The following is a 14847-nucleotide window of genomic DNA, read 5'->3' as shown; positions in this document are numbered from 1 at the left end:
AGATAATACTTAGCTAAAGCCTTACTCTGTTTAGGTTTTATAAGTAAATACTTAAATATAAACACGATAAATATTGAGATACCTTATGAAATTAACACTATGCAAAACGTTATTAGTTTCACTGGCAATTATATCTGGAACAACATCTGCCAAGCAGTTCGCTCCTGAAGGGTTTCAAAACCCAGAAAAAAAGTATTTACCTAAAACCTGGATGCATGCAATGAACGGCAACCTCAGTAAACCAGGTTTTACTGAGGACTTTAAAGCCATGAAAGAAGCAGGGATCGGAGGAGCCATTTTCTTTCATGTACATCGTCGTAATAAACCTTATTCTTCAGAAGGCCCCATCCGCTTTGGCACTGAAGAATTTTACGAACACCTTGTTCATGCTGCCGAACAAGCCGACAAAAATGATATAGAGTTTGGCATTCATAACGCCGACGGCTGGACTTCAAGTGGTGGCCCTTGGGTTACGCCCGAAATGTCAATGAAAAGGATCACTTGGTCAGAGCAGTATGTGCAGGTAACCCCCAATAATCATAATAACAAGACGCTTTTGCCACCACAGCCTGGTTACTACGAACAATTTTATCGTGATGTTGCAGTGATTGCGCTACCAGCAAATAAATACAATCAAAGCAACGCGTTTAGCAATGCGAAAGTAACGGCCTCAGATCCAACCTTAAATGCAGCACTTCTCACTGACAATGACTGGGATAGCACATTAACGTTCAACAAAAATAAAGCCAACAACTACTGGGTACAAGTTGAAGTTGATGAGCCGACTACGTTGCGTAGTTTACATATTGAAACGCCTAATCGGCATGGTGATGCCGCATTACAAATCTCCTCTGATGGAGTTAATTTCACCACCGTTGTTGAAAAGCTTCGCCGGCCTCGACCAGGAGCTAGATTATGGGCCTTTAGTCCGCAGCTTGTCAGTGAACAAACTGATGGTTACAAAGCCAAATTTTTCCGTTTAGTGTTTGACAAACCAATCACTCTTAAGCGTTTTGACTTGTGGTCGGTGCCAAGAATTGATGATTGGTTTTCAATGAACTCAATGGAGCGAGGTCAGGTAAGTTTAACACCCCAAATTAACTCGGATGCAATTACTAAAGCAAAAGATGTTTTAGTACTGAACCGTGGTAAATTACCCAAAGATGGCATAAAACTACCCGAAGGTAACTGGCGTATATTGCGTTTTGGTTACACTAGTACAGGCGCCTATAACGTCCCCGCGACTGTTGAGGGTGAAGGCTTAGAAGTCGATAAGTTTGATGCCAAGGCGCTACAGTTCCACTTTGATGCCTTTGTAGGTAAGTTACTAAAGAAAGTCCAAGCGAAAGGCATTAAATCTCTTAAAACCACTGAAATTGATAGTTATGAAGTGGGAGGACAAAACTGGACCTCAGGGATAGAGCACACCTTTCAAGAAAAGTTTGGTTACGACTTTATCAAGTGGCTGCCCCTCTTAACAGGTAGGGTAATAGAGTCACCTGAACACACAGGTGCAATTTTACAGGAATATCGACAGCACTTATCTGATCTCATGGTAGAGAATTACTTTGGTGAGTTTACCCGTTTATCTCACCAATATGGTTTAGAGTCGTACATTGAACCTTATGGCTGGGGTCCATTTGATGAATTAGCCTCTGGCGGTAAAGCAGACCGTTTAATGGGTGAATTTTGGGTGAAATCATTCCCGGGCAAAGACAAGGTTTATCATGGGCGAACTAGCGCTGCAATTTCATCAGGTCATATCTACGGTAAGAATATCATTTCCGCAGAATCTTTTACCTCTACGACCGTAAACTGGAAAGGTCACCCATATTATTACAAACATCATGGTGATCATATGTGGGCAAGAGGTATTAACGAAACCATGTTTCACCGCTTTGCTCATCAACCAAATAATCACATTAAACCTGGGATGACTATGGACTCAATTGGGTCTCATATCGATCGCACACAAACATGGTGGAATAATGGCGGCACACACTGGTTTAAATATTTAGCCCGAGGTTCATACCTTTTACAACAAGGAGTGCCAGACGCTGACTTTTTAGTGCATTTAGGTGATGTTGCGCCAGTGCGTGGCAACAGCAAAGTTGAGATACCTGCCGGTTTTGGTTATGACTTCACCAACACCGATGTTTTGCTAAATCGTGTCAGCGTAAAAGACGGCTGGTTGGTACTGCCTGAAGGCACTCGATATAAAGCCTTATACTTAACCAAAACTGATTATCTCCACGTGAAAACATTAAAACGTATACAAGCCTTAGTAGCCGCAGGTGCGACGATTATCGGTAATAAACCAAAAGAAGTAATAGGGTTTAGTGAGTGGCAAAATAAAGCAGAGTTTAAACACATTGCTGATGAGCTTTGGGCTGACAGCTCAAACACCATAAAAGCTTATCACAAAGGACGTGTGAGTAATTTAAGCCTTGAAGAGACCATTAAGCAGCTTAAGTTCCAGCCTGATCTTTTGATAAACAATGAGCCTGTAAAAGTGTTTGCTAAGCGCCGTATCAATGGAAACGACTTATACTTTTTTCATAGCGAACAGCCAACGTTTCAACAAATCAGTATCGATATCCGTGATGGCGATGGTATACCAGAGATCTGGAACAATACCGATGGCACAATCGAGCCAGTACAAAATTACCGCAGAAATGGAAACCGAATCATCATTGACTTAGCACTTGAGCCTTACGCTAGCCGGTTTATTTTGCTCCGTCGTGACAACAACCCACCAAAATACACAGGGACCCACTCTCAACTTGTGGAAGATGTCTATCTAAATGCTAAACAAGGCGCGAAACTCAAAGAGTTAACAGGGCCTTGGAGCGTAGAATTTGATCAAGATTGGGCTGGCCCCGGCTTAGTTACTTTTAATAAATTGCAAGACTGGAGCACACGCCCAGAAGAAGGTATTAAGCATTATTCTGGCACCGCTCAATACTCTAAAACGTTCTCTATCACTGAACAGCAAGTCAAAAAACAAGCCCCTATTTATCTTGATTTAGGTGAAGTACAGCAAGTCGCAGAAATCACGCTCAATGGTAAGAGTTTAGCTACCTTATGGAAGCCACCATTCGCATTAGATATCAGTAATGCGCTCAAAGCAGGTCGTAACCTATTAGAAATAAAAATTACCAATACATGGGTTAATCGATTAATTGGAGACGAAGCCCTCCCAGATACCAGTGGTTATAGAATGACGGGGAAAACGGTTCATTGGCTTAATGCCAATGAACCACCGCCAAAGAGTGAGCGTGTGACTTTCACAGGTTATAACTTTTTTGCAAAAGAAAAAAATAGAACGTTACAGAGTTCAGGGTTAATAGGCCCTGTTCGAATAATTCAACCAAGCTTTTAACTTGACAACATTATGAGTAAAAAAATGAAAATAGCACACCTCACTAAAATTATTGCATTAATAATAGCCGCGAGCTCCTTTAATTTATTTGCTCTAGATTGGGAAGCAGAGTGGATCTGGACTAAGCAACGAGCTGGTAACCCAAATACGTGGGTCGCCTTGCGCAAAGAAGTCACCCTTGATGATATTAACCAATCAGCCACCGCGTATATCAGCGCCGATACTAAATACTGGCTTTGGATCAATGGTGAGATGGTTGTTTTTGAGGGCAGCTACACTGGGGGGCCTTCACCGGTCAAAAGCGCCCCTAGAGTTGATGACTTTGCAATAGCATCAAATAAGTACTACGACACTGTCGATATTAAAAAATACTTAAAAAAAGGGAATAATACCATTGCGGCTTTAGCTTGGTACTACGGAGATAACGGCAAGAAAGGCACTCATATTTCAGCCTCAAAGGCCGGTTTTATTTTTCAAGCACATATTGGCGACACCGTTATTACTTCAGACGACACGTGGAAAGCTAAAGATCATAAAGCCTACCAACCAACCTTTAAAGATTCCCCTTACAGAGTGGCAGCTTGGAATATTAACTATGATGCCAACAAGGATTTAGATGACTGGGGGGAACATGCGTGGTATTTGCCCAATTATGATGACTCATCTTGGCAGTCTGCTAAAAGTATGCGTAGCCCACCGGCTGCTCCTTTTTATAAGTTGTATCCAAGTGAAATCCCTATCATAAAAAACAATGGGTTATCAAATTGTACAAACTTTAATGAGTCCGACTTTCCATTCGTTAGCGACGGCAAAAAAATAAAGTGCCATTTAGATTTTAATAAAAACTTTACGCCTTTTTTTGATATTGAAACTGAGGCTGGCCAACAAGTCCATGTGAAATCAAATATGCGACTTAGTACCATCGAAACGTTTTATACCACAAAACAAGGTCGTCAGCAGTTTGAGTCATTCTCATGGACGAATGGCCGCTTTATTGAATACACCATACCCAAAGGTGCCATTGTACACGGCTTAAAATACCGTTGGACGGGTATTGGTAGTACCCCCGGTCACTTTGAATCGGACGATACATGGCTAACACGTATATGGCAAATGGCTGAAAACACGCTATATATATGCGCACGAGATAACTTCATGGATACCCCAGACCGCGAGCGAGGGTTATGGATTGGTGATGTTGCAGACCAAGCGAGCTACCTGTTCTATTCAATGGATAAACCCGGACGCGACCTGCTAAAAAAAGCAATAAAAGTAACAATGGCTTTTAGTGATAGCGAGTCAGGTATCTTTGCAGGTTTAGGACCTGGACGTTTTCGTGAGCTACCCGCACAAAGCCTTCAATTTATTGATCAAGCAATTTGGCACTACTATTACAATACCGGTGATAAAGAAACACTCGACTATGCTTACCCTTATGTTCACCGCTACCTGACCCTATGGGAAATTAAAGATAATGGACTGCCCACATTCAGAAGTGGTGCATGGAAATGGACTGATTGGGGTCCACAAGAAACGATAGATTATGGCGCGATCCAAAGTGCTTTATATTACAGCGCATTAGTCGCGGCGAAAAAGATGGCTATTGCACTTAACAATAAGCAGCATCTTGATTATTACGATACTCGCATAGAATCCATAAAAAATGCTTATCAAAAACTTTATTGGCAAGATGGTTTTTACAGCAGTGATCCCAACAAGTTTAAAGATGATCGCGCTAATGCAATTGCAATCTTGTTTAACTTAGCTAAGCCATCTCAGTATCAGCAAATTGTAGATAATGTTTTGATCCCTAATCAATTCGCAAGCCCTCACTTTGAATGGATGGTGTATAACGCTATGGCTAAAGCTGGCCGCTATGAGGACGCTCTAGCAAGAATGAAACAGCGCTATGCCAAACAAGTGAACAACCCTGCCCTTTCAACACTTGCTGAATACCTACCAAGTGGCGGCACAGAAAACCACGCATGGAATGCCCCCAGTACAGTCTTAAGCCAGTATATAGCAGGTATTGAACCCACTTCTGTTGCATGGGAATCATTCAACGTACTACCAAATATGGTCCATTTAAAGAATATTAAACAAAGGGTACCTTCAGTCAGAGGCGATATCGATTATGAAATAAATCGTAATGATAATTCGATCAACATATCTCTTAAGTCCCCACAAAATACCAACGCAATAGTCGGCATTCCTAGAGAGTTTTTTAATATAGAAAGCGTCAGTTTTAATGGCGATAAAGCGTGGCTTAAAGACACCTCATTTTGGTCTAAACCAAAAAAGATTGAAGGGGTAACATTTATAGAAGCTGATAAAAAATACTTAAAATTTAAAGTAACAGGTGGTACTTGGAATATTGAGGCTTTATAAAAGTGTGCTGCTTAAATATATTCTTGTTATACAAACACTTTCTAAGTAAGGCAGCTTATTTTTTGCATACTTAGAGAGTTAAATAAGTCAATAATGAAATAGTAATAATTTTGTAGATTAATGAGCTTATTCAAACGTAAGGCGAGAGTGTTGATTACTTAGATGTTGCACCAAACATCTGAGTAATCCTCAGCAAGCTGAAGTAATTGTGAAGCACTTTTCCTTGTACGTAGTAAACTATTGAGATATCTCAGTTCATTGGAATAAGACACTTATTCAGCTACTAATGAAGTAAGAATATCCGAGATAATCATTTTGTTTTCGACAGTTTCAGTTGGATCCTCCTTCATATAAACGAGTAACCTTACTAAGGCTGAGACATTTCCTAATTTTGACCGTTTAGATATTACTAAATTTCGTAATAGTTTGAGAACATCTTCTTTATTATCCTCGTCGGCTTCCTCTAACAATTTATAAATCGAAACACCTCTATAAGTGGTATTTGACAAGAGCACATCTAAAGCTAATGCTTTAACGTTTTTATCCGACGAGTACTGGTATATCAAATGAATAGGAGTCTGATATAAATTGGCTAATTCATACTGATCTTCATCAGCTAGAAAATTAAGTAATACCGCATATTCATACTCTGATAGGTATAAATTAAAAATAGTATCTATAGTTTCTACCTGTGTAGACTTATCCTCTAGCGAAAATATTAGTTTTATCGCATCGATACGATTTTCGAGGTCATGATGATACAACAGCTCATCTATTGCCGCTTTTATTTGTGATGTTGATCCAAGGGCTAAAATTCTTCGCAGATAGATACGTTGCTCACCATGCGCTAAATCGGCAAAGGTACTAAGCAATTGATAATAAATAACTGAATCAGATGATGCTAGTTGAGCAACTTTGTTTAGCATGGCTTCTGACGATGAAATAATATCGTCATTTGACATGGGGTGACCTAACCTTTCTATCCAGCTATGTATATCTTTAGTATGTCTGTTAATTCTGGGATTTTGTTTATGTGAAAGAGGCGAGGAAATAGTAAAGTCTTTTTCTACCAATTCCTCTTTTTTTGGAAAGGTGCTTTTTGAGTCATCATCACTCAGTCTTTTCAAAGCATCTGGAGTATCATCTTCTAATAGCAGTATTTGCTGCACGCAGAGTAATACAAATAAAGTTACACCGATTAAAAGTGTAACTTTACGTAATGTTATTATTAACACCAATAGGAAACCATTATTCGTTTACAGAACGAATATCAATATAATTATTATAAGTATTCCCTGTGATACTAATAGGTGCGTTACCTTGCTTGGACAATGCAATCACTGTTTTATTACGTCTTTGCGAAGTTGAACCATCAGCACTGAAATTATTATTCTTCATTTGGTTTAAAGTACCATCGAGGTTCTCAAAAGTTACACCTCTATATTTACCGCCTCCGCCTAACGCACTCTCTGAACCAGCAACCTTACCACCTAAATTTACAATGGCGTTGTTGTTTACTTTTGAGTTACGCGTATTTTCTAATAATATCGCTCTTACAGAGCGATTGATTTCGTTATTTTCAATTGTGATATTTGACGCTACACGCCCAGGCAAGTTTTGCTTGATGCTAAGCCCAACTGCAGTGTCTACAATCTCGTTACCGCTCATCACTATGCCATCAGCACCACGTTTAGATGATATACCGTCAAATGCACGCTTAATAACATTATTTATTAAGTGGTACTCACTTCGCATATTCGCATTTTGACCATTAGCAGAAACATAAATACCCGCATCGCGAATACCATAGAACTCACTGTTTCTAACTTCACCACGTTTTACGGAGCTCATAAATACACCACTGTCACCGCCCGCGTCCGAAAAAACCTTATCAGAGCCTAACGTTCCGCGCATGAGCACACCATCAACAAGTGCGTTATCTATTCGCTGCGGCCCATTTGTCCATGCACCTCTTATAGATAATGCATCACCTGTTTTCTGAACTCCTTGCCTAGAAGATGGTACAAGGCTTTGAATTGGTACAACGGCTGAGTTATCAGATTTTGAAAATTCAAAATACCCTCCTTTCCAACTTACATTTGCGTTTCGCTTATTAGAATAACGGCATTGATCAGAAGCACTTTTCACTGCATCAATACTAAACATGTCACCATCAAGCCCTGTAGCCGAAGTAAAGGTAGCTCCTGATGCATTTACCGTTAAATCTTTTCTGACAACGATCGTAATAGGTTTAGATATAGTAAAATCACCAGTGATTGTAACAGGAACACCGGTATTAGTGGCTCTTTGCAGCGCCTCAACAAGTTGTGAATAATTTCCGCTGGCGGGATTAAATGGCTTTTTACTGCAACTATTTTGCACAGCTTGAGCTAAACCCGATGTTGCTGACAGCGCTAGAGCAATACTAAAAAGTCCAAAGAGTTTTGTTTTTTTCATTTTTATACCTTGCATAACTTGATTAATAGTGACCGAATATTGAGTGATATGATTAAATAAGAGTGATAATGAATATTACAAAATTAGGAAATATTTAACAAGGAAAATCGTTCCCGAAACTGACACAATATAAATTGTGGCTTTTTACTGAAAAATATAGGTATACAAATGTATTAGCAGTGATTTATAAGCGATTCCTAATAGGCACGTCATGAAAAGCATATTGTAATAAGCTTTAATACAATGAATAGCGTGTTCATTATTAGACCTTTCACATAAGGTGAAAGGTCTAATAATTTTCTAAGCTTCAATTACAAAAAAATAATATGTCTGATTCATGCTTGGTCTACTAGACAGTATTCGTGTTTGGTTAAAGAGTTCTATGTTTGAACGTCTTCATTGAATTATTCAGTGCAAAAAGAAATACCTAGGATAGCGTGAACCATATTTAATAAAAAATATGGTGTAATGAGCGCATTTAGTTTTCCATATAACTAATAAGACCCCCAATAAATAGGTTTTCCTATAACTTAGAACAACTATTAATATGAAACCAAAGATTGCGGACCCAAATCATTTATTGACTTTGCGCCAGTCAAAGTCATCGCTACTCTCATCTCTTTTTCATACAGGTCTAGCAAATGCTCAACGCCTTTTTGGCCATTCGTTGCTAAGGCGTATATATAAGAGCGGCCTAGCATTGCTGAATCAGCGCCTAAAGCCAGCATTCTTACTACATCAAGTCCATTTCTGATACCTGAGTCTACGAGAATTTTAATATCTCCTTTGACCGCATCAGCAATCTTAGGTAATGCTCTTACTGACGACATAACTCCATCTAATTGCCTACCACCATGATTAGAGACTACAATACCATCAGCACCGAATCGGACGGCATCTCTCGCGTCTTCTTCATCTAAAATACCCTTAATGATCATTGGACCATCCCAAAAATCTCTTATCCATTCAAGATCTTTCCAGCTAATCGATGGGTCAAAGTTGTTACCAAGCCAACCAATATAATCGGCTAAAGACGTTTTTTCGTTACGATATGCAGAAATATTTCCAAGATCGTGAGGTTTACCCATTAAACCCACATCCATAGCCCAGCGAGGATGTGTCATAGCTTGTAATATTCGTTTCGACGCTGCGAATGGGCCACTCATGCCAGAATGCATATCTCGGTATCGCGCACCTGGTACAGGCATATCTACTGTAAATACAAGGGTTTTTACACCAGAAGCCTTTGCTCTTTCTAGCGCATTTTTCATAAAGCCTCGGTCTTTCAAAACATACAACTGAAACCACATTGCGCGGTCAATGTTAGGAGTAACTTCTTCTATTGGACACACTGACACGGTAGACATTGTAAAAGGGATCCCTTTATTTTCAGCAGCCTTAGCAGCTTGTACTTCCCCACGCCGTGCATACATGCCTGTTAAGCCTACAGGCGCCAAAATTAAAGGTAGGTCTAACTTCTCCCCAAATAGCTCCGCACTTAAATCTAAGTCAGACATATCTTTTAAAACACGCTGCCTTAAGGCTACATCAGATAAATCTTGTACATTTCTATTTAGTGTATGTTCTTTGTATGAGCCTCCATCAATATAATGAAATAAAAAAGGAGGTAGTTTAGCTTTAGCAGCTTTGCGGTAATCTGTAGAGGCTGAAATAATCATTTTACTTCCAATAGAACATATAGTTATTGTGTATTGGATAAATATACGCCACTTAATATTGCCTGTATATTAGCAATAATAAAAAAGACTGTTTCTTAAATGCGACTAATAACTTAACTTTTATTAAACCACGATGTTATTTCATACACTTTATATTTAAAAATTTTCACTCTACTAATCTATACCCCACTGCAGGTTCAGTTAGAATATGTGCCGGGTTAGCAGGGTTAACTTTTTACTTTTGCATATTGTTTTACTCAGCCTAAATTACAGCCACTTAAATTTCCCGAAACATCGATTCAAATCGGATAAGGCTTTGCTATTAAAATGATACTACCGATATCAATAAAAGCCTCATTGGAGGCTTTTATTAAAGGAAGATACTCTGTGACTAATGCCTAAAGTAGATTTAACCAAATTGATGTCACAAATTTTGGGAGTCTATTGAATGATTTTACGTTTTTTTAATGGATACCATTGCTCAATTTTTTTCGCAAGCCTCGCAGCCACCTCAGGGTACTGCTCAAATAAGTTATGTTGCTCATGCTCATCCGTCGCAAGGTGAAACAACTGCGGGCTCGTTAATGTGGTATGACGTTTACGATATTTATCAGTTTTTCCATCGTAGCTTAATATTAACTTCCAATCGCCATCAATAACCCACCTGTACATGAGTGAACCTTCAGGGTCATCTAAATCAGCAATATCATGTGCAAAACCTTCCCCAAAAATAGCTTTGCGAGCAATAGGGGTTTCAGACAGCATATTATCCATCAAATTCAAACCAGGCATATCTTTTGGAATAGGTAAGCCTACCGCCCCAAGTAATGTCGGGACTATATCAATACTACTGATTAAGTCATGTCGTGATTGCGGCTTAAGCTTATCTGGCCATGAAAAAATAATAGGTGTTCGCACTCCCGCCTCACTCGGGCTTTGTTTTGAGCGCGGTAAAAAGCTGTTTAACCTATCAGGGTTTGATATCCAACCATTATCAGAGACATACACGATGATAGTATTATCTTTAACTTCTTTCTCCTCGAGGTGGTTTATTAGCGTGGCATTTGTTTCATCAAACCACTCTATCATCGCATAGTATTTTTTTACTGACTCGGGCAAGTCTAACGACTTGTATTTTTTATAAATTCTATCAACGGGATTATGAGGTGAGTGCGGCATGTAAGGTGCATACCATACCAAGAAAGGTTTTTTGTCTTTAACCGCTTTGTCTATGAATGAGGTCACAGGCTCCATACCTTCACGGCCAATTTTAAGCCCATCATCACCATGACGACCGCCTGGTTCAGGAAAACCACGGGTCATTCCTTCATCAAAACCGCCTCGCTTATAACTTCCTTCCCACCATTTACCTGACTGAAAAGATACATAACCCTTTGACTTTAAAAGCTGAGGTAATGTATCAACATTGTCAATTTTAGAAATTAACTTCTCACGATGTAAGTTATGTTCTGCTGATCCTTTCTTGCCATACACATCGAAGGCAGGTGTGTTACCGGTGATCCCGATTGTTGACGCGTAATATCCGGTGGCTATTGTAGCCAAAGAAGGTCTGCATAATGCAGTGGGTACATATCCAGCTTTAAATGTCAGACCATCTCGGGCTAATTTATCGAGTGTAGGCGTATTGACAACAGGGTGACCCATAAATCCATAATCATACCAAGCATGATCGTCTGATAGGATCAGCACAATATTAGGGGGGGATTCATCTGCGTAGACAGGGCTTATAACAAACGACAAAAACAAAGTATAAAATAAAACTTTGAAATGACTTTTTATATTATCCATAATCAATCTCTATATTGTGTTAAGTGGGATGAAGTTCAGAGTGTGTGGGGAAGCTTGAACATCACCGAGGATGCTCAGGCTCTTTTTATTATCAGTATCTATTGATACAGTTGAGCTCTTTAAAGGTTAGGCAAAGTCTTTTGGCCATAGATAGCTCTATTTGGCGCAGCCATACTCGAGGGTCATAGTATTTTTTATTTGGTGAATCAGGATCATTCGGTGAGCCAATCTGAGTTTGCAAATAGTCGCCGTTGTCCTCATAGTACTTATGTACGCCTTGCCAGCAAGCCCATTGAGTATCGGTATCTATATTCATTTTTATGACGCCGTAACTGATGGCTTCTTTAATTTCTTCTGCTGAAGACCCTGAGCCACCATGAAAAACAAAGTTTAAGCTATTATGTGCAAGTTCATACTTATCTTGAACATATGCCTGTGAGTTTTTAAGAATGAGAGGCGTTAGTTTAACATTTCCTGGCTTATATACCCCGTGCACATTACCAAACGACGCAGCAATCGTGAAGGCATCACTCACTTCAATTAGATGTTCATAAGCATAAGCAACATCTTCTGGTTGTGTGTATAGTAGCGAACTATCAATGCCTGAGTTATCAACGCCATCTTCTTCACCACCAGTGCAACCAAGCTCTATTTCAATACCCATATCCAGCTTAATCATTCGTGCTAAGTATTCTTTACACGTTGCGGTGTTCTCTTCTAGGCTCTCTTCTGATAAATCAAGCATGTGTGAACTAAACAACGGCTTTCCAGTGGCGTTATAATACGACTCGCCTTCGTCTAATAGGCCATCAATCCACGGAAGTAGCTTTTTAGAAGCATGGTCGGTATGTAAAATAACTGGAACGCCATAAACCTTTGCCGCAGCATGTACGTAATGAGCAGCAGCAGTGGCCCCTGCAATTGATGCTTCATGCCCAGATATACCCGCCCCTTTACCTATGAAAAATGCTGAACCACTGTAAGAAAGTTGGATAATAATAGGAGAACTACATTCTTTTGCTGATTCAAGTGCTGCATTTATTGAGTTAGTGCTAACAACGTTAACTGCAGGGTATGCAAAGCTATTCTCTCTAGCATAGTCGAATAAGACCTTCATTTGGTTTGCATTAACAACACCTACAGGTATTAGGTCACGTAAATCAGTCATTAAAACTCCTATTTATTAACTATATAATTTATCTTTAGCCGTAAAAAAGCTACTCAGAACATAGTGTTATTACCTGAGTAGCTTAGTTATCCTTACGAAATCAAAATTGGTGGCTTTATTTAACAGCAGCCAAATCTTGTTCTATATGGTCTGTCGATTCTAGCGATTCACCTATTTTTGCTTTTTGTAAATATGCATAAGTCGCAGTTACAAAGTAAACAAGCGTAGGCAATAGTAGCCACGTTCTCACAAGCTCAATATCTTGTGTGAGATAAGAAACCAAGCCTAAACTCGCACACACAATTAACGATAAGTAAGACACTACTGACGCTGTACGAATAATAAAGGGTAAAGATTCCTTTTGTTGTGACCCTTTATTACTTTCAAAATCCTTCAAATAGTCAGATTCAATCGCTTTACGTTGAGCTTCTGCTTTTTCTGCAATAGCTTGCTCTGAATATGTTTTCTTTGCTCCCATTGCATAAGCTAATCCGCAATACAATAACGTCGCGAAAATCCAAATAGGAATTAAGATGAAGAAAAGGTGTAAGGTACCAGATGTTTCAAGTAAGTAACTCACTGCTAGAGAACTTAACCACGTGATAATAGCAGCGTAATTTGTAGTATTACCCTTGTATTTTGACCAATAACGAGTGAAACCAATACGTGGGAAAAGCCAGTGCTCAGCTACAATAACCGCACCTACAGGAGCCATCATTAAACCCATGATCCCAACAAAGCCTAACAATTGAGAAAATACAAACGGGAAACACGCAATAATAGTGGTAACAATACCCACAACAACGGTCACTTTTGTGCGGCCCCATTTATGATTAACTGAACTAAACGCAAGGCCTGCACGATAAATGGTAGGGTTTGAGGTTGTCCAACCGGCAATGATAACAGCAATAATCCCGCAAGTTCCCAGTGCTTGAAACGCAACTGAACCAGGGTCTAACGCAACAATAGTTGTATTAAGTAAAATAGCTGCGCCTGCACCCATAATACCGGCACAAATCCACGCTAAATAGTGACCGATAAACATACCCAATGCCGAGAAATAACCATAGCGAGAATAACGGGCAAAACGTAATAGCGTCATATCTCCCATCCCACCGTGCATTGCTAAGTTAGCAACCCAAGCAAAAGCAGCTACATGCCAAAAGCCTATTCCACTATCTGTATCAACCCAAATTGATTGACTAGCAATATTTAAAAAGTCGGTAAAGCTACTAATTGAATTAACACCGTTGGTAGCTGATACAATTGTTGGCAAAAGTACTAAGGCGCCTACAATAAACATTAGAATCATCCAAGGAGCACAGATTTCAGCAAACGCAGCTAATTTTTCAAAACCTTTTACGGCCATAAAAACAACTACAGCACCTACGCCAAGTGCTACTAGCACAAACCTCAAATCTGTCGGATACCAATCTACTTGCGGTGGAATATCAAAAAGAACACGAACAGCTGATGCTGAAACTGTAATCATTGCACCAGCAAGCACACAAAATAATATGCCATTTATCACACTGTAGAGTTTTATAGTGCCCGGCCCTGCTATTTTTTCAAGGTAGGCGTAGAGAGTTAATCGCGTATCGGTGGCTATTGGCGCGGTGATCAAACCCCAAGTTAAAACGGCTAATAGGTTACCCAGTAGTAAACCTAATAATATATCACTGGCCCCTACCCCCCATGATACAAATAATGCACCTATTACAAATTCAGTTCCTGCTACGTGCTCACCAGCATAACTGCCCGCAAACGTATTGGCTGATTGTAATTTATTAGGGGAAACGGGTTGTGTTTCAAATTCTTCTGCTGTCGACATACTGCCTCCATTGCGCCAATTTTTGTTCTTATTATGACAAATGAATCGACGTTCTTTATTCTTATGTGTGTAAGTGTGTGTTAACCAATAAACATGCAGAGACGATTAAATACCTCTGCATGTTTATATTTTT

At 39.5% G+C, this 14847-nt stretch carries 8 protein-coding genes; 2 read left to right on the top strand and 6 right to left on the bottom strand.

The genetic code is table 11. The features are described 5' to 3' along the window. The first annotated feature begins 85 nt into the window (after positions 1-85). Both H5120_RS14380 and H5120_RS14375 read left to right on the top strand, forming a co-directional pair. Positions 86-3382 carry a glycosyl hydrolase gene (locus H5120_RS14380; protein WP_182675173.1) on the top strand — a complete coding sequence of 1099 codons (3297 nt, stop codon included), beginning with the start codon at positions 86-88 and terminating at the stop codon, positions 3380-3382. 24 nt (positions 3383-3406) lie between these two features. Further along, positions 3407-5770: an alpha-L-rhamnosidase N-terminal domain-containing protein gene (locus tag H5120_RS14375; protein WP_182675171.1), complete on the top strand. Its 2364-nt coding sequence runs from the start codon at positions 3407-3409 to the stop codon at positions 5768-5770. A 272-nt stretch (positions 5771-6042) separates the two neighbouring features. Here the strand turns inward: H5120_RS14375 and H5120_RS14370 are convergent, their stop codons facing one another. The 6 genes from H5120_RS14370 to H5120_RS14345 form a co-directional block, all read right to left on the bottom strand. After that, positions 6043-7005 (bottom strand): hypothetical protein, encoded by a 963-nt coding sequence (locus H5120_RS14370; RefSeq protein WP_182675169.1) that lies wholly within the window; start codon positions 7003-7005, stop codon positions 6043-6045. Positions 7006-7018: 13 nt separating this feature from the next. After that, a complete protein-coding gene (locus tag H5120_RS14365; RefSeq protein ID WP_182675167.1) occupies positions 7019-8227 on the bottom strand; it encodes a right-handed parallel beta-helix repeat-containing protein in 1209 nt (402 codons plus the stop codon). A 542-nt stretch (positions 8228-8769) separates the two neighbouring features. Beyond that, a complete protein-coding gene (lldD, locus tag H5120_RS14360; RefSeq protein ID WP_182675165.1) occupies positions 8770-9906 on the bottom strand; it encodes an FMN-dependent L-lactate dehydrogenase LldD in 1137 nt (378 codons plus the stop codon). A 441-nt stretch (positions 9907-10347) separates the two neighbouring features. Then, positions 10348-11715 carry a sulfatase gene (locus H5120_RS14355; RefSeq protein WP_182675163.1) on the bottom strand — a complete coding sequence of 456 codons (1368 nt, stop codon included), beginning with the start codon at positions 11713-11715 and terminating at the stop codon, positions 10348-10350. 91 nt (positions 11716-11806) lie between these two features. After that, a complete protein-coding gene (gene fbaA / locus H5120_RS14350) occupies positions 11807-12883 on the bottom strand; it encodes a class II fructose-bisphosphate aldolase (RefSeq protein ID WP_182675161.1) in 1077 nt (358 codons plus the stop codon). A 115-nt stretch (positions 12884-12998) separates the two neighbouring features. Next, the gene (locus H5120_RS14345; protein WP_182675160.1) at positions 12999-14714 is read right to left on the bottom strand and encodes a nucleoside transporter; all 1716 of its coding nucleotides are present in this window, start codon (positions 14712-14714) and stop codon (positions 12999-13001) included. Positions 14715-14847 lie beyond the last annotated feature (133 nt).

Source organism: Pseudoalteromonas sp. SR43-2 (genome assembly GCF_014163885.1).
Lineage (GTDB): Bacteria > Pseudomonadota > Gammaproteobacteria > Enterobacterales > Alteromonadaceae > Pseudoalteromonas > Pseudoalteromonas distincta.
This window is presented reverse-complemented; position numbering and strand designations above follow the sequence as displayed.

Excerpts from the sequence above, each read along its gene's own strand:
- H5120_RS14380 (WP_182675173.1), top strand. The coding sequence starts at position 86 with ATGAAATTAACACTATGCAAAACGTTATTAGTTTCACTGGCAATTATA.
- H5120_RS14375 (WP_182675171.1), top strand. The coding sequence starts at position 3,407 with ATGAAAATAGCACACCTCACTAAAATTATTGCATTAATAATAGCCGCG.
- H5120_RS14365 (WP_182675167.1), bottom strand. The coding sequence starts at position 8,227 with ATGAAAAAAACAAAACTCTTTGGACTTTTTAGTATTGCTCTAGCGCTG.
- lldD (WP_182675165.1), bottom strand. The coding sequence starts at position 9,906 with ATGATTATTTCAGCCTCTACAGATTACCGCAAAGCTGCTAAAGCTAAA.
- H5120_RS14355 (WP_182675163.1), bottom strand. The coding sequence starts at position 11,715 with ATGGATAATATAAAAAGTCATTTCAAAGTTTTATTTTATACTTTGTTT.
- fbaA (WP_182675161.1), bottom strand. The coding sequence starts at position 12,883 with ATGACTGATTTACGTGACCTAATACCTGTAGGTGTTGTTAATGCAAAC.
- H5120_RS14345 (WP_182675160.1), bottom strand. The coding sequence starts at position 14,714 with ATGTCGACAGCAGAAGAATTTGAAACACAACCCGTTTCCCCTAATAAA.